We start from the raw sequence: 24,744 nt of genomic DNA, 5'->3' as shown, positions 1-24,744 counted from the left end.
CGAGGATCATCTGAGGGCAGCGCTCACTCACGCGAGAACGCGAGCGCAACTTCGGCTTCCACGTCGATGTACGGCCGGCCGGACAGGTCGACGTCGACCTGCTTGATGGTGCCACCGGTGAAGTCGAACGGCGCCTTGTAGCGACTGGACACACCCGAACCGCCGTTGCGCCCGATCGTGATGCCGGCACCGGCCAGCCCGAATGTTCCAGGATGCGTGCTCACATCGGCGAGCCGGCCGACTTCCTTGTCGTCGACGAACAGCGTGAGGTCACCGAGCGGCGTGTGGCTGTTCGCCACGGTTCCCGTCCGCATATAGGCGACGCCGAACACATGCCGGCCCAGCGGAACCGGGTCGGACGACGAAACCAGCTGCTGCCGCTCGCCGAGGAAGTTGTAGACGTAGTGCAGGCGCCCGTCCTGGACGAAGAGCACGTGGCCGCCGTGGGCGCCGCCCTGCTTGAAAAGAACGCCTTCGGCGCCGGTGGTATCCACGGTCACGTCGGTCAGCACGGCAAACGACCGGCCGCGAATCTCGGCGGCGGCGCCGATGCCGACGTCGGCGCAGTTCGGATAGTAGGTGTAGCTGGTTCGCTCGCCGACCAGGTAGGGACGGAACCGTGTCAGCGTTTCCATGATGTCCAGATCGGCCAGCGGAAGGCCGTTGTACTTGTCGGCCTCGGAAAACCACAGCGCCTTAAGCTCTTCCAGCTTCTCGGGTTGCTCGGCGGCCAGGTCGTGGCATTGGCTGCGATCGGCCTCGATGTGGAACAGCTCCCAGCGATCGGCGTCGAAATGCGACCACCCCGCCGGTGTCGCCGCGTGGATCGTGTTGGCGAACCAGCCCTGATGCCAGATCCCGCGGGTACCCAACATGGCGTAGAACTGGGTTGCCTTGCCTGTGTCGGCGTTCGGATCGGCCAGGGCCGCTTTGAAGCTCACGCCGTCCAGCGGCTTCTGCGGGACACCCTTGACCGACTCCGGCGGCGCCATGTCCAACAGGTCATAGACGGTAGGCGTGATATCGCAGACGTTGACATAGTTGTCGCGGACCTCGCCGTGCGCGGCAATACCGTTGGGCCAGGAGATGATCGCGGTGTCGGCGATGCCGCCCTCATGCGAGGCGTAGCGCTTGAAGAGCTTGTAGGGCGTGTTGAACGCCATCGCCCAACCGATCGGGTAATGGTTGTAGGTCTCCGGGCCGCCGAGGTGGTCGAACAGCTTCATGCTCTCTTCGACCGTGTCGATGTAGCCGTTGAAGAACTTGCCCTCGTTGACCGACCCGTTCGGACCGCCCTCGCCGCTGGCGCCATTGTCGGAGATCACCACGATGATGGTGTTGTCCAGCTGGCCGGACTCCTCGAGATAGTCCAGGATTCGGCCGATTTGGGCGTCGGTGTAGCTGAGGAACCCGGCGAACACCTCGGCCATCCGGTTGAACAGCTTTTTCTCTTCGTCGTTGAGCGAATCCCACGGCCGCACCGTGTCCTGCAGCGGCCACGGCTGGCCCTGCGGCCCCGTCACGTCCAAATACGGGTTGACGGGCGACAATTCGGTGTCCGGCGGCACGATGCCCATCGACTTCTGCTTTTCCAGGACGATCTCGCGGTAGCGCTCGTATCCCATGTCGAACCGGCCGGCGTATTTGTCGGCCCATTCCTTGAAGACGTGGTGCGGCGCGTGACCGGCGCCGGGGCAGACGTAGCTGAACCACGGTTTGTCGGGCGCGATCACCTTGGCGTCGCGGATGAATTCGATGGTCTTGTCGGCGATGTCCTTCGACAGGTGGTAGCCGTCCTCCGGTGTGCCCGGCGGATTCACCGGGTGGTTGTCGTACACCAGGTCGGGGTACCACTGGTCGGTCTCTCCCCCGAGGAACCCGTAGAACCGTTCGAAACCGCGCGAGGTCGGCCAGTGCCGCTTGGTCGACGCCATGCTGGACTCCTCGAGCGGCGTCAGATGCCACTTGCCGACGCAGTAGGTGTTGTAGCCGCGTTCGGCGAGCGCTTCGGACAGCAGCGCGGTGTCGGGCGGAATGCGACCGTTGCAGTTGGGGAAGCCGTCGGTGAATTCCTCGATGGTGGCCATGCCCACGGTGGTGGCGTTGCGACCGGTCAGCAACGACGCCCGGGTCGGTGAGCACAGCGCGGTGGTGTGGAATTGGGACAAGCGCACCCCACGCTCGGCGATCCGCGTCATGGCGGGCATCTCTACCAGGCCGCCGAAGCAGTCCCAGGTCGCGATGCCGGTGTCGTCCCAGACCAGATAGAGGATGTTCGGCGAGTTCGGCGGTGCGGTCGGCGCGGCGTACGGACCCCAGTCCGGCTCCGAATCGCGAATATCCAGCTCGATCTTGCCTTGAAAGGCTCGGGAGTCAGTCGACATGCGCCGAGCGTAACGCCACTGCGAACATTGCGATCTTTTTTCGCAGTGCCGTTACGCTCGCGGGCTGTTTGGCCTTACTTGGCCTTCTCGAGGATCTCGACGAGCCGCCAGCGTTTGGTCGCCGACGTCGGACGCGTCTCCATCAGCGCGACACGGTCTCCGATGCCCGCGGTGCTGTTCTCGTCGTGCGCCTTGACCTTCTTGGTGGTCCGGATGATCTTGCCGTACAGCGGGTGCCGCATGCGGTCTTCCAGCTCGACCACGATGGTCTTCTGCATCTTGTCGCTCACCACGTAACCGATGCGCGTCTTGCGCCGGCCCCGGGTCTTCGGCGCGGCCGGTGTGTGCTTGGGGCCCTTGTCCGTCGCCGCGGTGTCCTTCGCGGCGGCGCGCTTAGGAGCGGCCTTCGCCGCCGCTTTCGCCGGGGCCTTTTTTGCGGCGGCCTTGGACGCGGTCTTGGATTCTGCCATCACGATTCCTTACCGTCGGGCCCGGAAGCCAGGCCCAGTTCTCGTTCCCGCAGCACGGTGTAGACGCGCGCGATTTCCTGGCGCACGGTCCGGAGCCGGCGGTTGTTGTTGAGCTGCCCGGTCGCCATCTGGAAGCGCAGGTTGAACAGCTCCTCCTTGGATTCGCGCAGGCGCTCGGTCAGCTCGTCGTCGGTGAGCTCACGCAGTTCGCCAGGCGAGATTCCCACTGCCATCAGAACTGATCCTCTCGGGTAACGATGCGTGCCTTGATCGGCAGCTTGTGGATCGCGCGGGTGAGCGCCGCACGGGCGGTCTGCTCGTTGGGATAACTGAGCTCGAACAGGATCCGGCCCGGCTTGACGTTGACAATCCACCACTCCGGCGAACCCTTACCCGAACCCATCCGGGTTTCGGCGGGCTTCTTGGTCAGCGGGCGGTCGGGGAAGACGTTGATCCACACCTTGCCGCCACGCTTGATGTGGCGGTTGATCGCGATACGCGCGGACTCGATCTGCCGGTTGGTGACGTAGGCGTGCTCGAGGGCCTGGATGCCGTAGTCGCCGAAGTTCACCTGTGTGCCGCCGCTGGCGATGCCGCGCTGGCGGGGATGGTGCTGCTTGCGGTGCTTGACTTTGCGGGGAATCAACATGATTCAGCTCTCCGTGCTCTGCGGTTCAACGGGCGCCGCGGCCTCGGGGGCGGGAGTTTCTTCGGCGCCCGCAGCGCGGCCGGCCTCGGTGCTGGTCGCCGTGGTGCCCGACGCGCCACTACGGCGCGGGCGGGTGCCCGACGGCCGCTCGCGGCGCGGACGGTCGGCGCCCGCCGGTGCGGCGGCGGCCAATTCGCGCTTGCCGCCGACGATGTCGCCCTTGTAGATCCAGACCTTCACGCCGATCCGGCCGAAGGTGGTCTTGGCTTCGTAGAGGCCGTAGTCGATGTCGGCGCGCAGGGTGTGCAGCGGCACGCGGCCTTCGCGGTAGAACTCCGAACGGCTCATCTCCGCGCCGCCGAGGCGGCCGGAGCACTGCACCCGGATGCCCTTGACGTTGGGCTGACGCATCGCCGACTGGATGGCCTTGCGCATCGCGCGGCGGAACGCGACCCGGTTGCTCAGCTGCTCGGCGACGCCCTGCGCCACCAATTGTGCTTGCGACTCAGGGTTTTTCACCTCGAGGATGTTGAGCTGCACCTGCTTGCCGGTCAGCTTCTCCAGGTCGGCACGGATCCGGTCGGCCTCGGTGCCGCGGCGGCCGATGACGATGCCTGGACGCGCGGTGTGGATGTCCACCCGGACGCGGTCGCGGGTGCGCTCGATCTCCACGTCGGCGATCCCGGCGCGCTCGAGGCCGGTGGACAGCAGCCGACGGATCGCGACGTCTTCCTTGACGTACTCGGCGTACTGCTTGTCGGCGTACCAGCGCGACTTCCAGTCGGTGGTGATCCCGAGCCGGAAGCCGTGCGGATTGATCTTTTGGCCCACTAGTCGGAGCCTCCCTTCGCTTCAGAAGTCTCTCCGGCTTCCGCGGTTTTGGCCTCTGGTTTGACCGCAGCCTTCTTGGCGGCCGCTTTTTTGGCCGGTGATTTGGCCGCCGATTTCGCAGGAGCCTTCTTGGCGGGAGCCTTGTTGGCCGGCGCCTTCTTTGCGGCGGCCTTCTTGGCCGGGGCCTTCGCGGCGGCCTTGCTGGCCTCGGCGCGGCGCGCCCTGGTCGACTTCGCGGACCGCTGGTCCTTGGCGGGCCGGCTTTCCACCACGACGGTGATGTGGCTGGTGCGCCTGCGGATTCGGAACGCGCGGCCCTGGGCGCGCGGACGGATGCGCTTGGAAGTGGGGCCCTCGTCGGCGTAGACGGTGGCGACCACCAGGGTGGCCGGGTCCAGTCCGTTGTTGTTCTGCGCGTTGGCCGCGGCGCTGGCGATCACCTTGGCGACCGGTTCACTGGCGGCCTGCGGGGCCCAGCGCAGGATGTCCAGCGCGTCGGCCACCGAGCGGCCGCGAACCAGGTCGATGACCCGGCGCGCCTTTCTCGGTGACACCCGGACGAACCGCGCCTTGGCGACCGCCGAGGGAAATTCCGTAGTGGTGCTCATCGGCGCTTGGCCTTTCGGTCGTCCTTGATGTGCCCCTTGAAGGTTCGCGTCGGCGCGAACTCACCGAGCTTGTGGCCGACCATCGCCTCGGTGACGAACACCGGGACGTGCTTGCGCCCGTCGTGCACGGCGAAGGTGTGGCCGATGAAGTCCGGAATGATCGTCGAACGCCGAGACCAGGTCTTGATGACCTGCTTGGTGTTCTTCTCGTTCTGCGCGTCCACCTTCTTGAGCAGGTGGTCGTCGACGAACGGACCCTTCTTCAGGCTGCGTGGCATGGCTCGTTACTCCTGGATCTTCCTAGCGCGAGTGCTTCTTGCCGGTGCGCCGGCGCCGGACGATGAGCTTGTTACTGGCCTTGTTCGGATGGCGGGTGCGACCCTCGGGCTGACCCCACGGGCTGACCGGGTGACGGCCACCGGAGGTCTTGCCCTCACCGCCGCCGTGCGGGTGGTCCACCGGGTTCATGACCACACCGCGGACGGAAGGACGCTTGCCCTTCCACCGCATGCGACCGGCCTTGCCCCAGTTGATGTTTGCCTGCTCGGCGTTGCCCACCTCGCCGACCGTTGCGCGGCAGCGCACGTCGACCCGGCGGATCTCGCCGCTGGGCATGCGCAGCGACGCGTAACTGCCCTCCTTGCCGAGCAGCTGGATGCTCGAGCCGGCCGACCGCGCGAGCTTCGCGCCACCGCCCGGCCGCAGCTCGACGGCGTGAACCAGGGTGCCGGCGGGGATGTTGCGCAACGGCAGGTTGTTGCCCGGCTTGATGTCGGCGTTGGCACCGGACTCCACCACGTCACCCTGCGAGAGACCTTGCGGGGCAATGATGTAGCGCTTCTCGCCGTCGAGGAAGTGCAGCAGCGCAATGTTCGCGGTGCGGTTCGGGTCGTACTCGATGTGCGCGACCTTGGCGTTGACACCGTCTTTGTCGTTGCGGCGGAAGTCGATCACCCGGTAGGCGCGCTTGTGACCGCCACCGCGGTGCCGCGTGGTGATCCGGCCGTGGGCGTTGCGCCCACCGTGGCCGTGCAGCGGGCGTACCAACGACTTCTCCGGCTCCGACCGCGTGATCTCGGCGAAATCGGACACGCTGGCGCCGCGACGGCCCGGGGTCGTCGGCTTGTACTTGCGAATTGCCATGTCTAATCGTGTCTTTCTCTCGCGCGCGGCTAGGCCGGTGCTCCGAACAGGTCGATTGGCTTGCTGCCCGGCGCCAGCGTGACGATGGCGCGCTTGGTGTTCTTGCGCTTTCCGTAACCGGTCCTGGTGCGCTTCCGCTTGCCCTGCCTGTTCGCCGTGTTCACCGAGGCGACCTTGACCGAAAAGATCTTCTCGACGGCGATCTTGATCTGCGTCTTGTTCGAATCCGGGTGCACCACAAAGGTGTACACGTTGTCATCGAGCAGGCTGTAGGACTTCTCGGAGATGACCGGAGCCAGGATGATGTCGCGGGGGTCAGTGATGGTCGCCATCTACGCCGTTACCTCCTCGGTAGAACTCGTGCCGGCGTCGATGTAGGCACGCAGCGCCTCAACGCTGAAAACCACGTCGTCGGAGCGCAGCACGTCGTAGGTGTTGAGCTGGTCGGGCGCCAGGATGTGCACGCCGGGCAGGTTGCGCACGCTTTTCGCGCCGGCCTCGTCGCTGCGGCCGATGACGACCAGCACCTGCTTGCGGTCGGTCAGGGTGCCCAGAAATGCCTTGGCGTTCTTGGTGGACGGGGTCTGACCCGACACCAGCTCGGTGACCGCGTGGATGCGCCCGTTGCGTGCCCGGTCGGACAACGCCCCGCGCAATGCGGCGGCGATCATCTTCTTGGGCGTGCGCTGGCTGTAGTCGCGCGGCTTCGGGCCGTGCACGACACCACCGCCGGTGAACTGCGGGGCCCGCGTCGAACCCTGCCGGGCCCGTCCGGTTCCCTTCTGCCGGTACGGCTTGCGGCCGCCGCCGCGGACGTCGCCGCGCGTCTTGGTCGAGTGCGTGCCCTGCCGGGCGGCCGCCCGCTGCGCGGTGACCACCTGGTGCATCAGCGCGATATTGGCTGGGGCATCGAACAATTCGGCGGGCAGCTCGACGGAGCCCTCGACCTTGCCGTCCGGTGTCTTGACGTCGATCTTCAGGGTGTTGGCTGCCATCACTTCTCACCTCGTTTGATCGCGCTGCGGACCATCACGAGTCCGCCGGTGCGGCCGGGGATCGCACCCTTGATCAGCAGCACGCCGTTCTCCGGATCGACCTTGTGCACCAACAGGTTCTGCACGGTCACCCGGTCGTTGCCCATCCGGCCGGCCATCCGGGTGCCCTTGAAGACGCGCGCCGGAGTGGCGCAGCCGCCGATGGAACCCGGCCGCCGGTGCACCGCCTGGGCACCGTGGCTGGCGCCCTGACCGCGGAAGCCATGCCGCTTCATGGTGCCGGCGAAGCCCTTGCCCTTCGACGTGCCCGTCACGTCGACATAGGCACCGTCGGCGAAGATCTCGGCCGTCAACTCCTGGCCGACCTCGTATTCGGCCGCCGCGTCCGGGTTGTCCAGGCGCAGCTCGGCCAAGAAGCGGCGCGGGTTGACGCCCGCCGCGCTGTACTGGCCCGTCACCGGCTTGTTGACCTTGCGCGGACTGATCTCCCCGTACGCGAGCTGCACGGCGCTGTAGCCGTCGCGCTCCGGCGTGCGGATGCGGGTCACCACGTTCGGGCCCGCCTTGACCACGGTCACCGGAACGACCCGGTTGTTCTCGTCGAACACCTGCGTCATGCCCAGCTTGGTACCCAGAATGCCTTTTCTTGCCATGAGTTCTGGATCTCCTACTGGATGTTGACGTCGACACTGGCCGGAAGATCGATGCGCATGAGCGCGTCAACGGTCTTCGGCGTGGGATCGAGGATGTCGATCAACCGCTTGTGGGTCCGCATTTCGAAGTGCTCTCGCGAGTCCTTGTACTTATGCGGAGAGCGGATGACGCAATACACGTTCTTCTCGGTCGGCAGCGGCACCGGCCCTACGACGCTGGCACCCGTACGGACGACGGTCTCGACGATCTTTCGCGCCGATGCGTCGATAGCCTCATGGTCGTAGGCCTTGAGCCTGATGCGGATCTTCTGTCCCGCCACGCTTCTCCTACCCTCACTCCACTTAAGGTCCGGGTCCGGACCTGGTGCCCCCGGCGCGCTGAATCGACCCGGCCGTTCGGGGCCGATCGAGCGTCGCGCCGGATACTGCGCCGCTGTTTACCTGTCGTGGTCCACCGGCCCCCGCGGTCGGGTGTGTCACCCTTACGCAGCCTCGTTCGCGGCCAAATTGGTCGCGTTCCAAGGATGGGACCGGACGCGCCCGGTTGGGCGCTGGTCGTATGCCCGGCCAGGCGTGAACCCGGCGCAAGGCAACCCGAACAGTATGCCTGACGATCGTGGCTCTGGCCAAATCTCGGGCAAACCTCACCGGCATGGTCCCGCCCGGCGGTGAATCCGGTGGTCAGGCCCCCGTTTGCCGCGGCCGAACCGGGGTCAGGCGCCCGTCGATTCGGCACTCGCCGCGGCGCTTGTGTTCTGTGCCCGCTGAACGTGCAAGAAGCCGTCGACGGCGGCGCGCGCGCACTCGCGGTAATCGAAGTCCGGCAGGGTGGACAGCCGCCCCAGCACCAGCGGGCCGATCAGCAGCGCGATGGCGCGCGATCGGTCGACCTCCCCGAGCTCCGCGGCGGCCTCCGGGCTGTCGAATACGGCGTCGAACGGCGCCGCGTACTGCGCTGCGATGCGTTCGCGCAACGTGGTGATCGAGGAGCTGTCGGCGCCGCGGTCATGCTGGGGCCCCGGGATCTCTTCGAGGTCGCGCCCCAGGGCCAACCAGGCCATGGCGGTCATGACGGCCGGCGCCTGGGCCACCGCTTCGGCTTGGGCCAACACGATCGCGATCAGCCGATCCCGCAGCGAGCCCTCGTCCGGCGGCGCCGGTGACGGCGGTATGAGGGTGTTGAACGCCGCCGCCAGCAAATCGTTTCCGCTGGGAAAGTGGCGATACAGGGTGGCCCTCGCTACGTTGGCGCTTCGGGTGACCGCATCGACGGTCACCGCGCTGGGACCCCCCGAGCGCAACAGCGCCGCCGCGGCTTCGAGCAAGCGAGCCCGGGACCGCGCGGGACGGGGATCGGTAGTCGCCTCGGTAATTGTGAGCCACCTCCGTGTTTGAGAACAAGACTATCGGTCTACCTACAAGACCATTAGTCTCAAAACCTCTACGCCCCCGAGGGGAGGCGCTTTTTTATGGTCGAAACCCTTATCCGGCCTGACCAGCGTACTGATGCAGCGAGCATCGGCGGTAGTCCCCGAGCGCGCGCCTGGACGCTGACCGTCGCCTGCATGGGTGTCGCGCTGGTCGTCGGCTCGATGACGGCGCTGAACACCGCGCTGGGAGACCTCGCGGTGGCCACCTCGGCGACGCAGACGCAACTGACCTGGATCGTGGACGGATACACGCTGGCGCTGGCCTGCCTGCTCCTGCCGGCCGGGGCGATCGGCGACCGCTATGGGCGGCGGGGTGCGCTGCTTGCCGGCTTGGTGGTGTTCGCACTCGGCTCGGCCGCGCCGGCGATGTTGCACAATCCGCTGCAGATCATCGCGGGGCGGGCGGTGGCCGGCATCGGCGCCGCCTTTGTGATGCCCGCGACGCTGTCGCTGCTGACCGTCGCCTACCCGAAGGAAGACCGGATGAAGGCCGTCGGCATCTGGGCCGGCACGGCCGGTTCCGGCGGAGTCCTCGGCATGCTCGGTTCCGGCCTGCTGCTTCGGTTTTGGGATTGGCACGACATCTTCTGGTCGCTGGGCGCCGCCGGGCTGGTGATCTTCGCCCTCGGCTGCACGGTGTCCTCGTCGCGCGAAACCCACGCTCCCCGAGTCGATTGGCTCGGTGCGGTTCTCATCGGTGCGGCGGTGGCGATCGCCGTGTTTGCCATCCTGGACGCACCCGAGCGCGGGTGGAGCGATCCGCTGGTGTGGGGCGGCATAGCCGTGGGCGTCGCCGCCGCGGCGGTGTTCGGGGCGGTCGAACTGCGCAGGCGCCACCCGCTGCTGGACGTTCGGCTGTTCGCCGATCCCAATTTCGCCACCGGCGTGGCGGCGATCGTCATTCTGTTCGGCGCAACGTTCGGGTTCTTCTTCATCGGCATGCAGTACGTCCAGCAGATCATGGGCTACTCGGCGCTGACGACGTCATTGGCCTTCGGTCCGTTCATGGTTCCGTTGGCAATTTTCTCCGCGTTGTCTTTCTGGTATGTGCCGAAATTGGGCCTGCGTCTTGTGTTATTCATCGGCACGCTGTTGATGGCGGTTGGCTTCGCGTGCATGTCTTTTTTGACCCTGCATTCGACGTACGCCGAATTCGCCTGGCCGACATTGATATTGGCCACCGGCATCGGAATGTGCACCGCGCCGACGACCTCGGCGATCATGGGGGCAGTTCCCGACGAGAAGCAGGGCGTCGCCTCCGCGGTGAACGACACGTCGCGGGAGATGGGCGGGGCGCTGGGAATCGCCGTGGCGGGCTCGATCCTGGCCGGACGGTATTCCCATGTGCTCGCGCCGAAACTGGAGAGCTTTCCGGCGCCGGTCCGCGGCCCTGCCACCGACTCGCTGGCCAAGGCGGTCGAAGTGGCCGGCAGGCTCGGACCGCAGGGGACGGCGCTGGCCGAGGTCAGCAAGGCCGCATTCCTGACGGCGATGCACGCTTCCACGATCGTGATGGCCGCGATCGTCGCCCTCGCCGCGGTCCTGATCGGGCTCTGGGCCCCCGGACGCGACGGTCGGCAGCTGCGGCCGGTGCGCCGGCTCATTCATTGAACGAACTCTGCCGCGCGGTGCCCAAGCATCACGATCGTCGCATGCGGACCGCGGCTGGTGACCGTGGGCAGGACCGACCCGTCGATCACCCACAGGTTCTCCATGCCACGCACCCGGCACCGGTGATCCACGACGGCCCGCGGGTCGTCCTCGGCGCCCATCGGTGCGCTGGCGCACAGGTGCTGGGAGGTCGACCACACGGGCGACCCGACATGGGTTGCCGCACCGGCTAATTCGCGGGCTAATTCGCTGCCCTGGCGCAGCGCGGCGACGTCATCGGGCTCGCTGTCGTAGCGGTGCTCGATCCGCGGCGGGACTCGGGGGTCGGGTGAGGTGAGCGTGATCCGTCCGCGGGATCGGGGCGCCATGAGCGCCACCCCGATGTGCGGCCAATCGGGATGGCCCGCGGTGCCGTCGCCGGTCATGGCGACGAAGCCACCCGTGTACGGCCTGATCTCAAGACCGTCGGCCGTACTGAGGATGACCTCCACCACGGGCCGGCCCGGCGCCACGGTCCAATTGGTCGGCAGCACCCACTCGGGGTGGTCGCTGCAGAACATTCCCACCGGCAGGGGCGCTACCAGCGGCACGCCGGCGGCGCGCAGCATCGACTCGTCGCCGACGCCGGAGAGCATCAGCAGGTGGGCCGACTGAATGGCACCGGCACACAACACGATTCGATCGGCACTCAGACTGACCGGTCCATCCGGGCCGATCGCATCCACCCCCACCACGCTGGCACCGGAGAAACGCAATCGCGCGGCCCGCGTCGCCGCCAGCAAGGTAAGGTTCGACCGTCCAAGGGCGGGCAACAGATATCCGACACCCGATCCGATGCGTACGCCGTCGACGATGTTGAGCGGGACCGCGCCCACACCCGAGACCAGATCCGGCCCACAATCGTTGAGGTCGGCGATCCAGGGAAAGCCCGCACGTTCGGCCGCGGCGATGAAAAGTTCGGTGGTGCCGGTCATTTCGCGCGTTCGACGCACCAGGATGGGACCGCTGTCGCCATGAGCGGGACCGTCGAAATCCAGGTCCGTCTCGATCGCGCGGAAATGGCTCAGCACATCCGACCACGCCCAGCCGGGCATCGCGGCCCGATCGAAGTCGCGCGGCAACCCGCGGCAGAAGTAACCGCCGTTGATCGCCCCCGAGCCGCCGACCGTGGATCCGCGCACGATCGGCAGCTGGAGAGCGTGCCGGTCGGTGAGCCGGGTCAGGTAGCGCGAAGCCAGCGGGCTGCCGACCCCGATCGGCAGTTGCAACCCATTGCTGACCTGCGCCAGCAACTGCGGATCGGTGAGCGCGGGCCCGGCCTCCAGGACGGTCACCGCGCGGCTGGGATCGGCGGAAAGACGTTCGGCGACAACCGATCCAGCACTTCCCGCGCCGACGATCAGCACATCGCTGTGCGGGACGGCTTTACTCAAGGCGAAGTCAAGGCGACGGCTAACTCCGGATCTGCGGTTTGAGCGCGCGCACGTTGCGCTCGCGCACCACACCCCACCACAGGCCCAGGCCGTAAGCCAGGTCATCGACCCGCTTGAGCAACAGGTAGGTCAGCAGGCCGATCGGCTCGTCGTCGTCGCCGTTGGCGTCCCGCCGGTTGAGCCAGTCCACCACGCCGTCCATCACGGCCGCGACGAGCACGACCCGTCTACAGTGCCGCGACACGATGGCCGCCAGCAGCGCCAGGGGCCAGTAGTGCCGGCACAGAGCCGACGCCAGCTGCAGCGCCGCCGACCACAAGCCGCGGGCGGCGATCAGCAGCACATCGGCGACCGAGGTCTCGGCGGTGCGCATGGCTTTGGCGATCCGGCGACCCGTCAGGATGGCGACCACGAGCGACGCCATCCGAGACAGGCTCGTCCCGAGGGCCATGAGTATCCAGGCCATCAGGGCCCAGCCGGATATCACCACCGGCGCCGTCTTGTCCGGGTGACGCACCGACAGCGGGGCAGCCGAGCCGCCGTAAAAAGCCTTGCGCGCGAGCCAATCCCGTAGTTCGGTGCGGTGATCGTGGGCGACCAGCGCGATCGGCTCGTAGCGCAGCCGAGCGCCCGCCTCGATAAGCCGCCAGCAGAGGTCGACGTCCTCGCCGGACTGCATGGACTCGTCGAACCCCCCGACATCGCCGATCGCCGAGCGGCGGCAGATGATCGCCGCGCTGGGCACATACGACACCGTGCTGTGGGGTAACACCGGGGCTTCGCGCTCCCCGAGGTCCAGCGACGAGTGCACGGCCTCGTAGCGCGCCACCAGGTTCTCGCTGTGCGACAGGCCGACGATGCGCGGCGCGACCAGGGCGACGGTGGGGTCGCAGAAATGACCGAGCAGGGCTTCCAGCCAGCCGCGGCGCGGCGAGACGTCGGAGTCCAGGAACGCGACGAAGTCGGTGGCGCAGGCGGCCAGCCCGGTGTTGCGGGCCGCCGCCGGACCCTTGCTGTACGCGTGGCGCAGCACCTCGACGTCGCAGTGGGCGCCGACGAAGTCCTCAGGCTCAATGGCGGGCGACGAGCCGTCGTCGACCACGATGACGCGCAGCCCGCGTAGCGAGCTCACCAGGCGGCGGACACCAGAAACGTTGTTGCGCACCGGAATTACCACGGTCACGTCGCGGTGCGACGGCCCACCCGCGGGTCGCGGATGGGCCACCGTGGCGTCCAGCAGGGTGCGCGCCAGTTGGGCGCTGACGTCGTCGCGTACCTTGAGCCGGCCATCGGCGAGCATGTCCTGAGCGGCGGGTGCCAGCTTCAGCAGGCGGGTCGGCGAGCCACCCAGCAGGGCCGAGCCATCACCGAGCACCCGCACGCGGCGATCGACCTGGACAGCGAACCCGTCCGGCAGGCGGGGCCCGCTCATGCCAGCATCCCGTCGGGCCCGGGCGCCCACCGAACGACGCGACGCGCACACCCGTCGACCATCTCCGCCAAGATGCGCTTCCCCTCGGCGGCGGTCGCGGTGGTCGGGTCCCCCAAGACACCCACGCGGCTGACCGCCGCGACTCCGCCGCGGCGCATCGGTTCGAGCAACTCGGGCAGGGGCGCCCGGTTGCCCGGGAGCCACCGGTCGGTCAGCACGTCGGTCGGCGAGATATGGAGCAACAGTGACGTTTCGGTATGGCCGGCATGGGCATCACTGCCCGCGGCGGCGCACGGCGACCACCCGACGTCCCGGCCTTCTGCGCGCAGCGTGGCCACCGCCTTGTTCAGTGCGCCGACATTGCCGCCGTGGCCGTTGACAAAGACCAGACGCCGGGCCCAGCACGCGGCTGACCTGCCATACTCCACCAGCATCATCGTCAGGGCCTCGGCGCCGATGGAGATCGTTCCCGCGAAACTTTGATGCTCACCGCTGGCGCCATAGGCGATGGCCGGAGCCACCAACCACTCTTGCCCGAGCCGCGTGGCAGCCCCCCGGGCGACCGCGGTCGCGATCCTGGTGTCGGTATCCAGCGGCAGGTGTGGACCGTGTTGTTCGGTCGATCCCAGCGGGATCATTATCGGCGGCGAGGTGCTTAATAGCTGGCTCGACGTCACAGTTCCTAATTCGCCGAGTACGGGCACTGGCTGATGGTAGGACGAATTCACCTGGCGTGCACCAATTGTTGTACGTTCAAAGGAAATTTTTTTCTCGGCCGTTCATCGGTCGGTCCGATTTTCGGCTCGTCCGTCACGGTTGCCACGTCGGTACCACGATTTTCGCGTCGATTATGTGGGGAAAGCTGCCCGGTTTGACCTGAATTAGGGCCGCGCGTCACCAGCGGAGGGAACACCCAGCGCCCGCGTGAAACCGGCGGGCACCACGACGTCGTCCGGACACAACGCGTGCACAGAGGAGTGCCCGAGGCCCATCAGTGCGCAGTCGATGCCCGCGCGCAGAATGTCGAGAACGTTTTCGACGCCGGTCTGGCCGGCCGCCGCGAGGCCCCACAGATAGGCGCGGCCGATCATCACCGCGCGCGCCCCCAGGGCCACGGCCTTGACGACGTCGCTCCCCCGCCGGATGCCACCGTCCAGCAACACCTCGACCTGGTCGCCGACCGCCGCCACCACGGCGGGCAGGGCGCGGATCGACGCCGGCGTACCGTCGAGGTTGTTGCCGCCGTGGTTGGACACCGATATCGCCGAAACACCCGCATCCACGGCTCTTTTCGCGTCGTCGACGCGCATTACGCCCTTGAGCATGAACGGCCCGCCCCACAGTTCCCGCAGCCAGGCGATGTCTTCCCAGGTCGGCGGCGGCGTCGACATCCACTCGCCGTAGGCGGCGAAGAACGGCGGGCCGGGCTCGCCGCGGCGGCCCTGGTTCGGCACCCGCAGCTCCGGTGGCCTGCCCGTCTTGCCGAACTTCCACAGCCAGCGCGGCCGCAGGATCGCCTCGGGCGACAACCGCAGGATGGTCCGCAGGTTCATCGCCTCGGGAATCTTGGGACTGCCCCAGTCCCGGCCATGCGAGAACGTCCAGTCCGTGGTCACGATCAGGCCGACCGCGCCGGCCTGACGCGCCCGTTCCACCCGCTCGGCGATCGCGTCCCGCCCGCCGAGCCAGTACACCTGGAAGAAGACTTTGGGGTTTGCTGCGACGACATCTTCGATGGGTTTGCTAGCAAACGACGATAGCCCCATCGCCGTTCCTCGCGCGGCCGCGGCACGCGCGACAGCAACCTCGCCGTCGGGGTCGACCGCCTGCACGCCGGTGGGCGAGATGATTACTGGCAGCGAAATATCTTGTCCCATAACGGTGGTCGACAAATCGCGCTTTTCCTGCGCACCGATGACGTGCGGTGCAAAGCCCAGCTCACTGAAGGCTTCGACATTGTCGGAGACCGTAATTCCTTTTTCGCTCGCTGAAATCAGCGAGGAATAAACGGATTTTGGTAGCCGCCGCTTAGCGCGTTGCTGGGCGATGGCGACCGTTTCAAACCATTCGTCGGCCATTTTATAGCGGGCTTTCGTTGCAAAGGCGCGCCGGCGGATTTGCCGGCGTTTGTGCCGGAGGTCGCACGGTCAGTGTCAACGGCACCGGTTGGCGCACCCCGCGCGAGTGGTCGGCCCGCGGTCGGGGCGTTTCGCGCGTCCGGTCCAGCGCCGCCGCACTGTGCCCCTGGACGCATTCGGGATCCGGGCCGTCCAGCGGCAGGCCGGTGAAGAACTTGGCCGCCATGCATCCGCCCCGGCAGCTGTCGTAGTGCCCGCAGCTGCCACACGCACCGGCGGACTGCGGTTCGCGCAACTCGCGAAACAGTGGGGCGTTCTTCCAGACGTTGTCAAAACCGCCGTCGGACAACACGTTTCCGGCCAGGAAGCGGTCGTGAATGGCGAACGGGCAGGCGTACACGTCGCCCACCGGGTCGATCAGGCAGACCACCCGTCCGGCCCCGCACATGTTGAGGCCGGCCAGGGCACCGGAGGAGCCAAGCGGCGACAGATGGAAGAACGAGTCGCCGGTGAGCACCTTCTCCCCCTTGGCGACCAGCCAGTCGTAGAGCTGCACCTGCTGGGCGGCGGTGGGGTGCAGATCGTCCCAGACGTCCGCGCCGCGCCCCGACGGACGCAGCCGGGTGATCCGCAGGGTGGCACCGTAACGGCTTGCCAGCGCGGCGAATTCGTCGAGCTGGTCGACGTTGTGCCGGGTCACCACGACGGAGATCTTGGCGTCACGGAAGCCCGCGGCGGCCAGGTTCTCCAGCGCCCGCACCGCCATGGCGAAGGACCCCGGCCCGCGGACGGCGTCGTTGACCTCGGCCGTGGCCCCGTCGAGCGAAATCTGGACGTCGACGTAATCGCTGGCCGCCAACCGCGCTGCGACCTCCGGCGTGATCCGGACCCCGTTGGTGGAGAACTTGACGCCGACGTGGTGCGCGGTGGCGTAGTCGACGAGCTCCCAAAAATCAGGCCGCACAGTGGGTTCCCCACCGCCGATGTTGACGTAGAACACCTGCATGCGTTCCAGCTCGTCGATGATGTCCATGCAGTCACGGGTGGACAACTCACGCGGGTCCCGCTTGCCCGAGGAGGACAGGCAGTGCACGCAGGCCAGGTTGCACGCGTATGTCAGCTCCCAGGTCAGGCAGATGGGGGCGTCCAGCCCATGCTCGAACTGCTCGATGAGTCGCGGTACGGCCAGCGTCATGAAGCCTCCTGAGGCACCAGCATGTTGGATTCGGCGAGCACACCCAGCGCGTGCAGATACGGCTGCTGTCCCGAGTCGTCCACCCCGGCGGCGCGGCAGGCGGACCGGACGTCCGGATGGTCGGCCAGCGACCGCACCACCTCGAGGATGGTGCGGTTCTTCAGAAAGGACAGCTTGCGGGTGCCGAAGTGATACAGCAGTGCGCCAAAGGGTTCCGGGCGAACCGCCACCTGAGGGTGCAATCGCCAGCCGCGGTCGGGGTCAAGCACGCGGTCAGTAGACCCCGCACATCCCGTCGATGGACACCTCTTCGACCAGAGTCTCGGTAACGAGCTCGGTGTCCGTGTCGGTCTCGCGGTCCATATGCATTGCCTCTCGTCAGGTCTCGACAACGATGGTCGATCTTGTCACAATCGTCGTCAGAATATGGCATCGAGTGCCGAAATGGAAGGGCGGGTCTGATGCTGCCGCAGTCGCGGGTGGGCCGGCGCCGCTCGACGACACCGCAGCACGTGTCCGACGTGGCCATCGAGTTGTTCACCGCCCGGGGTTTCGCCGAGGTGAGCGTCGACGACGTCGCCCAGGCCGCCGGCATCTCCCGCCGCACGCTGTTTCGCTACTACGCGTCCAAGAACGCCATCCCCTGGGGCGAGTTCGACACCCACCTCGCGCATCTACGGGAACTGCTCGACGATGCCGATCCGCGCGTTCCGCTGGGCCGGGCTTTGCGCGCGGCGCTGTTGGCATTCAACACCTTTGACGAGTCCGAGACCGTCCAGCATCGCCAGCGCATGCGGGTCATCCTGCAAACGCCGGAACTGCAGGCCTATTCGATGACGATGTACGCCGGCTGGCGCGAGGTGATCGCCGAATTCGTTGCCCGTCGCTCGGGCGTCAAGACGGCCGACCTGCTGCCCCAGACGGTCGCCTGGACCATGCTCGCCGTCGCGTTGTCGGCCTACGAGCACTGGCTGGGCGACGAATCCGTCACGTTGCCGACCGCGCTCGGCAACGCCTTCGACGTGGTCGGCGCCGGTCTGGGACGGTTGGGGCGATGAGCGGCACCGCGCACTTGGTGCACAACCTGCGGGAGCAGGGGCGGTTCTGCGGCGCTTCGGGATCCCCGATGTACGACGAGCTGTTCGAACTGGTGGCCGCCGACGTCGAAGCCGGCGCTGTCTTCGCGAGCATCCTCTCCGGCCACGAAGACGATCCGTCGCGTGCAGCCGTGCCGCTCCGGCTACTGGGCGGCCTGCACCGGTTGGTGCTCGACGGCCGGGCTGCGGCGTTGCGCCGCTGGTATCCCAGTACCGGCGGCACCTGGGACGCCGGACCTGCGTGGCCCGCGATCACCCGCGTCGCGGACGACCACGCCGACGTGCTGCGCGATGCGCTCGCCCAACCGCCACAAACCAACGAGGTGGGTCGCTCCGCCGCGCTGATCGGCGGCCTGCTGCGGCTGGACCGCGGATTCGGTTTGCCGGTAAGGCTTTTCGAGATCGGATCGAGCGCCGGGCTGAACCTGCGGGCCGACCGCTACCACTACCGGTACGCCGACGGCCGGTGGGGACCGGCCTACTCGCCGGTGACCATCGACGACGCCTGGCGCGGGCGGTTGCCGCCCGACGGCACGGTGCGGATCGTGGAGCGCCACGGCTACGACATCGCGCCCGTCGACGTCACCGGGGCCGACGGGGAACTGACCGCGCTGAGCTACGTCTGGCCCGACCAGGCCGCCCGGCTGGATCGGCTGCGCGGCGCCATCGCCGTCGCGCGCGAGGTACCCGCGCGGCTGCACCGCCGGCGGGCCGGCGACGCGGTCGCGGACGTGACGCTGGCCGACGGCGCGCTGACCGTGCTGTGGCATTCGATCACCTGGCAATATCTCGCCGCCGACGAACGCGCCGCGATTCGCGACGGCGTCGACGCGCTCGGCGCCCAGGCCACTGCCTCCGCGCCGTTCGCCCACCTCACCCTGGAGCCCGCGCGCGACGGGCCCGGTACGCCCATCAGGTTCCTGGTCCGGGCGCGTCGCTGGCCGGGTGGCGAGCTGGAGATTCTGGGCGAATGCCATCCGCACGGCCCGCCGGTGAACTGGCAATAGAGGCAACCGCCAAAGATTTTCGCGCACACCCCGTCGGAGTTTGGCCCGCCGCGACGACGATAAGGGTGTGAGCGCCGAAGCGGACTTCCGATCGGATCCTCGACGCGCGCTGCTGGCGCTGTACGACGAGGCGTTGCCGGTGGTGTACGGCTACTTCGCCCGTCGCTGTGGCGATGCCGCCGAGGACCTGACGTCGGAGACCTTCCTCGCGGCGATGGACGCCGCGCGCAAGCGCGACGCGCCGGCGATCTCGGTCCCGTGGTTGCTCGGCGTGGCGCGGCACAAGCTGGCCGACCACTATCGGCGCCGCGCGGCCCGGCCGACCGTGCCGGTGGCCGAGCTACCCGAACCGGGCGGTGATGCGACGGCCGACGACTGGGACGCCGAGCTGGATCGCATGATCGCTGAAGCGGTGCTGGCCCGGCTCGCCGAGCCCCATCGCACGGTGCTCGTGCTGCGCTACATGGACGACTGCTCGGTGCCCGAATGCGCCGAGCTGATCGGCCGCACCGTCCATGCCACCGAGGCGCTCCTGGTCCGCGCCCGGCGCGCTTTCAGACAGCAATATCCGGAAGGAGGCACGTCATGAGTCAACTCAACGATCCATTGAGCGTGCTGCGCACCGATGACCTTCCGGTCCAACCCGATCCGGCGTTCGCGGCCCGGCTGCGCCGCCGGTTGGAATCCGCACTATCCCTCCCGGAAGGAGTTGTCATGAGCGGTACCGCCAGCACAATTTCCGAGTTGACCGAACCGACCGCGCCCCAGCGGGATCCACGCCCGGCGGCGTTGCCGTACCTGAGCGTGGCGGACGCGCGCGCGGCCATCGCCTGGTACACGGACGCTTTCGGCGCTGCGGTGGTTGGCGAACCAATCGTGATGGACGACGGGCGAATTGGTCACGCCGAACTGGCGATCGCGGGCGGCGTGCTGTATCTCGCCGACGAGTATCCCGAGCTCGGGCTCAAAGCGCCTGCGCCCGGCTCGGTTTCGGTCAGCCTGATGCTGCGCGTCGACGACACCGACGCGGCCCTGCAGAAGGCGCGCGAACACGGCGCCGCCGTCCAACGCGAGATCTACGAGAACTACGGCTCCCGCAGCGCCACCATCATCGACCCGTTCGGCCACCGCTGGATGCTGTCGGGCCCCACGGTTGCCGGCATCCGCCACGGCGACATCGGTTACGTCTCGGTATGGGTCCCCGACGCTGAGCGGGCGGCCGCCTTCTACGGTCATGTGCTGGGCTGGGCATACGACTCCGCGGCACATCAGGTCACGAATACCGAACTGCCGACCGGGATTTCGGCCAGCGCCGGGCCGCCAACCCTGTTTTGCTGCTACGCCGTCGACGACATAGCGGCCGCTCGGACGGCGATCGCCGGGGCGGGCGGCGCCCCGGGCGAAATCCGTGACACCGGCTACGGCATCCTGCTCGACGCCACCGACCCGCAGGGTGCGCCGTTCGCGGTGTACGAACCGGCCCCGGGACAAAAGCGCCCGCAACTCAACGGATCTGGACCCGGCGAGCTGTCGTATGTCACCTACGAGGTGCCGGATTCGACCGGCTTCCGCGATTTCTACGGCCGGGTGCTTGGTTGGACATTCGAACCCGGCCGCGTCGCGGACGGCTGGCAGGTGGTGGGAACGCATCCGATGGCCGGCGCCGCCGGCGGTGGCCGGGGCTCGACCACCGTGCCGATGTGGACGGTGGCGGACATCGAGGCGGCCGTCGCACGCGTGCGGGAAGCGGGCGGCACCGTGCTGGCCGAGCCGGCCCGTCAGCCGTACGGCATCTCCGCCGAATGCGTCGACGATCAGGGCGCGCGCTTCTACCTGGGCGAGTTCTAGGCCGGATTCAGAATTTCCGAGATGGGGGTGGCGGCGGCGATCTTGGCGCGGACCTTCATCACCTTGCCGGGCATCCCGCCGCCCACCACGCCGACGACCACCCCGTCGCGCTCGTAGTAGGCCAGGAACTTGCGTCCGTCGTCCTCGACCACGTGCACGATGTCGGTGGCCTCCGGCTCGCCCAGACACTGAATCTTGATGTCGTACTGGTCGCTCCAGAAGTACGGGACGACCACCGCCGACGGCACGTCCTGGCCGAGCATAGCCGGCACCACCACCCGGGCCTGGTCGGCCACGTTGCTCCAATGTTCCACGCGCGCTTGGTGTCCCGTTGCATCGCGCCACGAGGCGACGTCGCCCAGCGCCCACACGTTGGGCGCGCTGGTGCGCCCGGCCTCGTCGCAGATGACTCCGTTGTCGACGTCGACGCCGCTGCCCTCGAGCCACTCGGTCGCCGGCCGTGAGCCGATGCCGACCACCACCAGGTCGGCCGCGAGTTCGGTGCCGTCGGTGAGTACCACGGTGTCGACGCGGGAATCGCCGCGCACTTCCGCCACGCTGACGCCGAGACGAACGTCGACGCCTTCGTCGCGGTGCAGCCGCGCCACCAGCTCACCGATCTGCTCGCCGAGCACGGATGCCAGCGGCGTCGGCTGCGGCTCGACCAGCACGACGTCGACGCCCAGGCTGCGCAGGCTCGCCGCGACCTCGCAGCCGATGAAGCCGGCGCCGATGACCACGGCCCGCTGCGCCTGCGACGCGTGCTGGCGCAGGGCCATGCTCTCGTCGAACGACCTCAGCACCCGAATGCCCTCGAGGTCGGGGAACGCCGGAATGCGCCGCGGCACCAGGCCGGTCGCAACGACGAGCTCGTCGTAGCCCAGCTCTGTGCCGTCGTCGAGGGTCAGGGTCTGCGCGGTCGTGTCGAGACCGGTGGCGGCCGAGCCCAGCCGCAGCGTGATGTCGTTCTCGTCGTACCACGCGCGCGGTTTGAGGGCGACGTCGTCGACCTCTTTGCGCAGTACTTCCTTGGACAGCGGTGGGCGATCGTAGGGCAGGTGAACCTCGTCGCTGACGATGGTGATGCGACCGGAGTAGCCGGATCGACGCAGTTGCTCGGCCGTCCGCGCACCGGCGAGCCCGCCGCCGACGATCAGGATGCCCTTTTCAGTCACGTGGAGTTCTTACCACGCTGGCCCGCTAGTACTTCAGGGCGCCCTTGTCGACGGGAATCTGGGTGCCCGACAGCGTGCCCGAGCCGTCGCCGGCGAGCCACACCACGACGTCGGATACCTCGTCGGCCGTCATGAAGCCCTTGTACTGCAACGGCATTGGCGGGAAGCTGTGCACGAAACGCGGGTGCTTGGCGAAGATCTCCATCATCGCCTCCGGCTCGATCATCGGGGTGTCGACCGAATACGGGTGGATGGAGTTGACCCGGATGTCGTATTCACCGAGCTCGATCGCCAGGGTGTTGGTCAGCGCGGTCAGCCCGTGCTTGCTGGCCGCGTAATGGCCGTTGCCGGGCGTCGCCTTGATGCCCGCCGACGAGCTGACGACGATGATGGAACCCCCGTTGCCGGCCTCGATCATCGCCGGGATGGTGGCGCGCAGGGTGCGCCAGGTGCCGGTCAGGTTGATCCCGATGACCGTGTCCCACTGCTCATCGGTGAGTTCCCAGACCCGGCCCCAGCCCAGCACACCGGCGTTGGCGACCAGAACGTCGAGGCGGCCGAACTGTTCGACGCCGTCGGCCACCAATTCGCGCAGCGCGGTGTCGTCGCGGATATCCACCTCGCGGGCCAGCACCTTGCGCCCCTCGGCTTCCACCAGGCGGACGGTCTCGGTGAGATCCTCGGGCGTGGCCGGCGTATAGGTCAGGGTGTCCGACGCCGGCGCGCAGATATCGAGCGCGATGATGTCGGCGCCCTCGCGGGCGAGTCGCACCGCGTGCGATCGCCCCTGGGCGCGGGCAGCGCCGGTGACGAATGCCACCCGTCCTTGTAGTGATCCAACCTGTGCAGCCACGAAGACAGGCTAGCAGCGAAACTGGAACGTGTTCTAACTCGAGGGGTTCAGATCTCGGAGATGATCTGAGTCCGCCGGTTGTTGTACTCCTCGTCGCTGAGCGCACCGCTGGCCCGCAGCTTGTCGAGCTCGGCGAGCCGGTCGGCGATCGACGCTTGCGGCGGTGGCGGAGCGGCCGGCGCGCCCGCCCCCGCGGGTTGTGGCTGCTGTTCGGCCGCCCGGCGCACCACGGCCTGGATCTGCTGCCGCAATGCCGGATTCGACCGGATGTCGACCATCCGATTGATCGGGACGTTGTTGGCCTTGAGGATCTGCAAAATCTCCATCAGCGGGCCGGCTTGCCCGCTCAGGTCGTAGGTCCTGTTGTCTTCGGCCACGGTGAACTGGGCGGGCACCAACCCGTTGACCAAAGCGCTTCGCTCCCAGTCGATCCGGTATTCCTGGGTGGTGGGGTTGACCAGGACGACAAGCTTGCGCGCGGTGAGGTTGCCCAGCCGGGTCACGCTGGCGATGACCCGGTCCTGACTGTCGAACGGCACGAATCCGGGCCCGGCGATGTGCAGGTCCACCTTCACCAGCGGTTGTTCATTGATCCGGGTTCCCGTTTCGGTGAGCCCGGTGATTTGAGCGAGCGCCAGCACCCCGTGCTGCTCGAGTTCGGCCGCCTTGGCGGCCGACTTCTCCCCGAAATTGGTCAGCCAGAGCGCGATCAACACGTCGGCCACCGTGATGAGCAGGCCGGCATAGAACATCCACGACAGCAGGCTGCCCAGCCCCATCGTGAAGTAGACGACCAAAAAGATCGGCCCAACCAGGCCGCCGCACAGCAACACCACTAACTGGGTCTTCAGGTAGCGCGCAAACACGTGTCTCTCCTCGCCTTGCTGGGAATCCGTGTCAGATTAGCGCCCGCGGTCCTCCGGCGAGCGTCATACGCGCAAACCACATCCGGGTGTCACGTCGGCGCCGGGTGCGCCGGCTGCCCCGTGAGCGACCCCCCTGCCCCCGCCGCGGGAGAAAACGACCGCTTCGCCGGAGAAACAGCGGCGGTGGCCGCCGCCGACGCCGCGAGGGGTGCCGGCATCGCCGACGCCGGAGAGCCTTCCGGCGTTTCCGCTTCCGCGCCCGCGGCGGGCTGGGTGCTGTGCACGAGCGTCGCCTGTGTCGGGGGATGGGTTTCCGGCTGCACCGCCCCCGACGGCGCGCCGGGCGGTCCCAGCGGCCCGGGGCGCACCGGAGCCGCCGCGAGCGGCGCGGCGGCCGCTGGGGGCGCGGCCGGTCCCGCCGGCGCCGGCGACACCGCCGCCGCCAGGTGTGCCGCCGGTGCCGCGGCCGCCGGTCCGCCCGCCAGCCCGGCCGTCGCCACCGCCGGCACCCCGGCCACCATCGAACCCGCCGAGCCCACGGTTCCCAGTGCGGTTTGCCCCGCGGCCTGCAGGGGCCCCGCGTTCACGGCCTCGGTGGCGGCGTACTCGGCCCCACTGGAAGCCATCAATTGCACGAACTGCTGATGGAACAGCGCCGCCTGGGCGCTGAGCTGCTGGTAGATCTGGGAGTGCGTGCCGAACAACGCGGCGATGCTCGCCGAGACCTCGTCGGCGCCGGGCGGCAGCACGCTGGACGTGGGCCCCGCCGCCGCGGAGTTTGCTGAACCGATCGTGGAGGCGATGTTGGCCAAGTCGGATGCCGCCGCCGCCACGTATGCGGGCGTCGCCTTTACGTACGACATCTACACCCTCCGACCAGGCCACGGCGGTCAGGTAAGCACCCGGCCGCCAACCGCAGACTGGACAAACCAAATCGTAGGCCCGTACCCGGGCTTTTTGCGACTTTTTGGCCAGCTTCGTCCCTG

Annotated in this window: 29 protein-coding genes; 5 read left to right on the top strand and 24 right to left on the bottom strand. The window is 67.9% G+C overall.

Features of this window, described 5'->3' with window-relative positions; genetic code table 11:
- Positions 1-23 precede the first annotated feature (23 nt).
- The 13 genes from ACQI5H_RS02350 to ACQI5H_RS02290 all read right to left on the bottom strand — a co-directional run bounded on the left by ACQI5H_RS02350 (position 24) and on the right by ACQI5H_RS02290 (position 9,058).
- A complete protein-coding gene (locus ACQI5H_RS02350; protein ID WP_427077815.1) occupies positions 24-2,384 on the bottom strand; it encodes an arylsulfatase in 2,361 nt (786 codons plus the stop codon).
- A 74-nt stretch (positions 2,385-2,458) separates the two neighbouring features.
- Positions 2,459-2,857, bottom strand: a complete 399-nt coding sequence (rpsQ, locus tag ACQI5H_RS02345) for a 30S ribosomal protein S17 (RefSeq protein WP_427077814.1) — start codon at positions 2,855-2,857, stop codon at positions 2,459-2,461.
- A complete protein-coding gene (gene rpmC, locus ACQI5H_RS02340; protein WP_076061511.1) occupies positions 2,854-3,087 on the bottom strand; it encodes a 50S ribosomal protein L29 in 234 nt (77 codons plus the stop codon). Before rpmC ends, rpsQ begins: the two co-directional genes overlap by 4 nt.
- On the bottom strand, positions 3,087-3,503 hold the full coding sequence (rplP, locus tag ACQI5H_RS02335) for a 50S ribosomal protein L16 (protein ID WP_076061509.1): 417 nt from the start codon (positions 3,501-3,503) through the stop codon (positions 3,087-3,089). Before rplP ends, rpmC begins: the two co-directional genes overlap by 1 nt.
- A 3-nt stretch (positions 3,504-3,506) precedes the next feature.
- Complete coding sequence (rpsC, locus tag ACQI5H_RS02330) at positions 3,507-4,334, bottom strand: 30S ribosomal protein S3 (RefSeq protein WP_076061507.1); 828 nt, start codon at positions 4,332-4,334, stop codon at positions 3,507-3,509.
- Positions 4,334-4,942 carry a 50S ribosomal protein L22 gene (gene rplV, locus ACQI5H_RS02325; protein WP_427077813.1) on the bottom strand — a complete coding sequence of 203 codons (609 nt, stop codon included), beginning with the start codon at positions 4,940-4,942 and terminating at the stop codon, positions 4,334-4,336. The genes rpsC and rplV overlap by 1 nt, the downstream gene beginning before the upstream one ends.
- A complete protein-coding gene (gene rpsS / locus ACQI5H_RS02320; protein WP_007167837.1) occupies positions 4,939-5,220 on the bottom strand; it encodes a 30S ribosomal protein S19 in 282 nt (93 codons plus the stop codon). The genes rplV and rpsS overlap by 4 nt, the downstream gene beginning before the upstream one ends.
- Before the next feature lie 22 nt (positions 5,221-5,242).
- On the bottom strand, positions 5,243-6,085 hold the full coding sequence (rplB, locus tag ACQI5H_RS02315) for a 50S ribosomal protein L2 (RefSeq protein ID WP_427077812.1): 843 nt from the start codon (positions 6,083-6,085) through the stop codon (positions 5,243-5,245).
- A 29-nt stretch (positions 6,086-6,114) separates the two neighbouring features.
- Complete coding sequence (rplW, locus tag ACQI5H_RS02310; RefSeq protein ID WP_076061501.1) at positions 6,115-6,417, bottom strand: 50S ribosomal protein L23; 303 nt, start codon at positions 6,415-6,417, stop codon at positions 6,115-6,117.
- Positions 6,418-7,080: a 50S ribosomal protein L4 gene (gene rplD, locus ACQI5H_RS02305; RefSeq protein ID WP_427077811.1), complete on the bottom strand. Its 663-nt coding sequence runs from the start codon at positions 7,078-7,080 to the stop codon at positions 6,418-6,420.
- On the bottom strand, positions 7,080-7,733 hold the full coding sequence (gene rplC, locus ACQI5H_RS02300) for a 50S ribosomal protein L3 (protein WP_076244694.1): 654 nt from the start codon (positions 7,731-7,733) through the stop codon (positions 7,080-7,082). Before rplC ends, rplD begins: the two co-directional genes overlap by 1 nt.
- A gap of 14 nt (positions 7,734-7,747) precedes the next feature.
- A complete protein-coding gene (rpsJ, locus tag ACQI5H_RS02295; protein ID WP_003873519.1) occupies positions 7,748-8,053 on the bottom strand; it encodes a 30S ribosomal protein S10 in 306 nt (101 codons plus the stop codon).
- A gap of 393 nt (positions 8,054-8,446) precedes the next feature.
- Positions 8,447-9,058 carry a TetR/AcrR family transcriptional regulator gene (locus ACQI5H_RS02290; protein WP_427077810.1) on the bottom strand — a complete coding sequence of 204 codons (612 nt, stop codon included), beginning with the start codon at positions 9,056-9,058 and terminating at the stop codon, positions 8,447-8,449.
- A 240-nt stretch (positions 9,059-9,298) separates the two neighbouring features.
- Between ACQI5H_RS02290 and ACQI5H_RS02285 the strand changes: the two genes are divergently transcribed.
- Entirely contained in the window at positions 9,299-10,774 is a 1,476-nt protein-coding gene (locus tag ACQI5H_RS02285; RefSeq protein WP_427077809.1) for an MFS transporter, read from the top strand.
- On the opposite strand, the gene mftG is transcribed toward ACQI5H_RS02285, so the two are convergent.
- The 7 genes from mftG to mftA all read right to left on the bottom strand — a co-directional run bounded on the left by mftG (position 10,768) and on the right by mftA (position 17,275).
- Positions 10,768-12,207: a mycofactocin dehydrogenase MftG gene (mftG, locus tag ACQI5H_RS02280; RefSeq protein WP_427077808.1), complete on the bottom strand. Its 1,440-nt coding sequence runs from the start codon at positions 12,205-12,207 to the stop codon at positions 10,768-10,770. The two genes, ACQI5H_RS02285 and mftG, sit on opposite strands and share 7 nt — an antisense overlap.
- A gap of 19 nt (positions 12,208-12,226) precedes the next feature.
- Complete coding sequence (gene mftF, locus ACQI5H_RS02275) at positions 12,227-13,639, bottom strand: mycofactocin biosynthesis glycosyltransferase MftF (protein WP_427077807.1); 1,413 nt, start codon at positions 13,637-13,639, stop codon at positions 12,227-12,229.
- The gene (mftE, locus tag ACQI5H_RS02270) at positions 13,636-14,367 is read right to left on the bottom strand and encodes a mycofactocin biosynthesis peptidyl-dipeptidase MftE (RefSeq protein WP_427077806.1); all 732 of its coding nucleotides are present in this window, start codon (positions 14,365-14,367) and stop codon (positions 13,636-13,638) included. Before mftE ends, mftF begins: the two co-directional genes overlap by 4 nt.
- Before the next feature lie 153 nt (positions 14,368-14,520).
- A complete protein-coding gene (gene mftD, locus ACQI5H_RS02265) occupies positions 14,521-15,717 on the bottom strand; it encodes a pre-mycofactocin synthase MftD (RefSeq protein ID WP_427077805.1) in 1,197 nt (398 codons plus the stop codon).
- A gap of 1 nt (position 15,718) precedes the next feature.
- Positions 15,719-16,912, bottom strand: a complete 1,194-nt coding sequence (gene mftC, locus ACQI5H_RS02260) for a mycofactocin radical SAM maturase (RefSeq protein WP_427077804.1) — start codon at positions 16,910-16,912, stop codon at positions 15,719-15,721.
- A complete protein-coding gene (gene mftB / locus ACQI5H_RS02255) occupies positions 16,909-17,181 on the bottom strand; it encodes a mycofactocin biosynthesis chaperone MftB (RefSeq protein ID WP_175611181.1) in 273 nt (90 codons plus the stop codon). Before mftB ends, mftC begins: the two co-directional genes overlap by 4 nt.
- Before the next feature lie 4 nt (positions 17,182-17,185).
- Positions 17,186-17,275 (bottom strand): mycofactocin precursor MftA, encoded by a 90-nt coding sequence (gene mftA / locus ACQI5H_RS02250; protein WP_076061738.1) that lies wholly within the window; start codon positions 17,273-17,275, stop codon positions 17,186-17,188.
- 98 nt (positions 17,276-17,373) lie between these two features.
- On the opposite strand from mftA, the gene mftR reads away from it, so the two are divergent.
- The 4 genes from mftR to ACQI5H_RS02230 all read left to right on the top strand — a co-directional run bounded on the left by mftR (position 17,374) and on the right by ACQI5H_RS02230 (position 20,864).
- The gene (gene mftR, locus ACQI5H_RS02245; RefSeq protein ID WP_427077803.1) at positions 17,374-17,970 is read left to right on the top strand and encodes a mycofactocin system transcriptional regulator; all 597 of its coding nucleotides are present in this window, start codon (positions 17,374-17,376) and stop codon (positions 17,968-17,970) included.
- Complete coding sequence (locus ACQI5H_RS02240) at positions 17,967-19,016, top strand: DUF2332 domain-containing protein (protein WP_427077802.1); 1,050 nt, start codon at positions 17,967-17,969, stop codon at positions 19,014-19,016. Before mftR ends, ACQI5H_RS02240 begins: the two co-directional genes overlap by 4 nt.
- Before the next feature lie 67 nt (positions 19,017-19,083).
- Positions 19,084-19,605: an RNA polymerase sigma factor gene (locus ACQI5H_RS02235; protein WP_427077801.1), complete on the top strand. Its 522-nt coding sequence runs from the start codon at positions 19,084-19,086 to the stop codon at positions 19,603-19,605.
- Positions 19,602-20,864, top strand: a complete 1,263-nt coding sequence (locus ACQI5H_RS02230) for a VOC family protein (RefSeq protein ID WP_427077800.1) — start codon at positions 19,602-19,604, stop codon at positions 20,862-20,864. Before ACQI5H_RS02235 ends, ACQI5H_RS02230 begins: the two co-directional genes overlap by 4 nt.
- Here ACQI5H_RS02230 and ACQI5H_RS02225 read toward each other — a convergent pair.
- From ACQI5H_RS02225 to ACQI5H_RS02210, 4 genes are all read right to left on the bottom strand, one after another.
- Complete coding sequence (locus tag ACQI5H_RS02225) at positions 20,861-22,039, bottom strand: NAD(P)/FAD-dependent oxidoreductase (protein WP_427077799.1); 1,179 nt, start codon at positions 22,037-22,039, stop codon at positions 20,861-20,863. The two genes, ACQI5H_RS02230 and ACQI5H_RS02225, sit on opposite strands and share 4 nt — an antisense overlap.
- Before the next feature lie 25 nt (positions 22,040-22,064).
- Positions 22,065-22,892, bottom strand: coding sequence for a mycofactocin-coupled SDR family oxidoreductase (locus ACQI5H_RS02220; RefSeq protein ID WP_427077798.1), 828 nt, complete (start codon positions 22,890-22,892; stop codon positions 22,065-22,067).
- 47 nt (positions 22,893-22,939) lie between these two features.
- Positions 22,940-23,758 carry an SHOCT domain-containing protein gene (locus ACQI5H_RS02215; protein WP_427077797.1) on the bottom strand — a complete coding sequence of 273 codons (819 nt, stop codon included), beginning with the start codon at positions 23,756-23,758 and terminating at the stop codon, positions 22,940-22,942.
- A gap of 89 nt (positions 23,759-23,847) precedes the next feature.
- On the bottom strand, positions 23,848-24,621 hold the full coding sequence (locus ACQI5H_RS02210; RefSeq protein WP_427077796.1) for a PE family protein: 774 nt from the start codon (positions 24,619-24,621) through the stop codon (positions 23,848-23,850).
- Between the last annotated feature and the right edge of the window lie 123 nt (positions 24,622-24,744).

It is taken from the genome of Mycobacterium heidelbergense (genome assembly GCF_050205645.1).
Taxonomy (GTDB): Bacteria; Actinomycetota; Actinomycetes; order Mycobacteriales; family Mycobacteriaceae; genus Mycobacterium; species Mycobacterium heidelbergense_A.
The sequence above is the reverse complement of the archived record's forward strand: the minus strand, read 5'-3'. Positions and strand labels throughout refer to the sequence as shown.

Bases quoted from the DNA above. Each gene is read 5' to 3' on its own strand.
- ACQI5H_RS02350 (WP_427077815.1), bottom strand. From the start codon at position 2,384: ATGTCGACTGACTCCCGAGCCTTTCAAGGCAAGATCGAGCTGGATATT.
- rpmC (WP_076061511.1), bottom strand. From the start codon at position 3,087: ATGGCAGTGGGAATCTCGCCTGGCGAACTGCGTGAGCTCACCGACGAC.
- rplP (WP_076061509.1), bottom strand. From the start codon at position 3,503: ATGTTGATTCCCCGCAAAGTCAAGCACCGCAAGCAGCACCATCCCCGC.
- rplV (WP_427077813.1), bottom strand. From the start codon at position 4,942: ATGAGCACCACTACGGAATTTCCCTCGGCGGTCGCCAAGGCGCGGTTC.
- rpsS (WP_007167837.1), bottom strand. From the start codon at position 5,220: ATGCCACGCAGCCTGAAGAAGGGTCCGTTCGTCGACGACCACCTGCTC.
- rplB (WP_427077812.1), bottom strand. From the start codon at position 6,085: ATGGCAATTCGCAAGTACAAGCCGACGACCCCGGGCCGTCGCGGCGCC.
- rplW (WP_076061501.1), bottom strand. From the start codon at position 6,417: ATGGCGACCATCACTGACCCCCGCGACATCATCCTGGCTCCGGTCATC.
- rplD (WP_427077811.1), bottom strand. From the start codon at position 7,080: ATGGCAGCCAACACCCTGAAGATCGACGTCAAGACACCGGACGGCAAG.
- rplC (WP_076244694.1), bottom strand. From the start codon at position 7,733: ATGGCAAGAAAAGGCATTCTGGGTACCAAGCTGGGCATGACGCAGGTG.
- ACQI5H_RS02285 (WP_427077809.1), top strand. From the start codon at position 9,299: ATGGGTGTCGCGCTGGTCGTCGGCTCGATGACGGCGCTGAACACCGCG.
- mftF (WP_427077807.1), bottom strand. From the start codon at position 13,639: ATGAGCGGGCCCCGCCTGCCGGACGGGTTCGCTGTCCAGGTCGATCGC.
- mftD (WP_427077805.1), bottom strand. From the start codon at position 15,717: ATGGCCGACGAATGGTTTGAAACGGTCGCCATCGCCCAGCAACGCGCT.
- mftC (WP_427077804.1), bottom strand. From the start codon at position 16,912: ATGACGCTGGCCGTACCGCGACTCATCGAGCAGTTCGAGCATGGGCTG.
- mftA (WP_076061738.1), bottom strand. From the start codon at position 17,275: ATGGACCGCGAGACCGACACGGACACCGAGCTCGTTACCGAGACTCTG.
- mftR (WP_427077803.1), top strand. From the start codon at position 17,374: ATGCTGCCGCAGTCGCGGGTGGGCCGGCGCCGCTCGACGACACCGCAG.
- ACQI5H_RS02240 (WP_427077802.1), top strand. From the start codon at position 17,967: ATGAGCGGCACCGCGCACTTGGTGCACAACCTGCGGGAGCAGGGGCGG.
- ACQI5H_RS02230 (WP_427077800.1), top strand. From the start codon at position 19,602: ATGAGTCAACTCAACGATCCATTGAGCGTGCTGCGCACCGATGACCTT.
- ACQI5H_RS02210 (WP_427077796.1), bottom strand. From the start codon at position 24,621: ATGTCGTACGTAAAGGCGACGCCCGCATACGTGGCGGCGGCGGCATCC.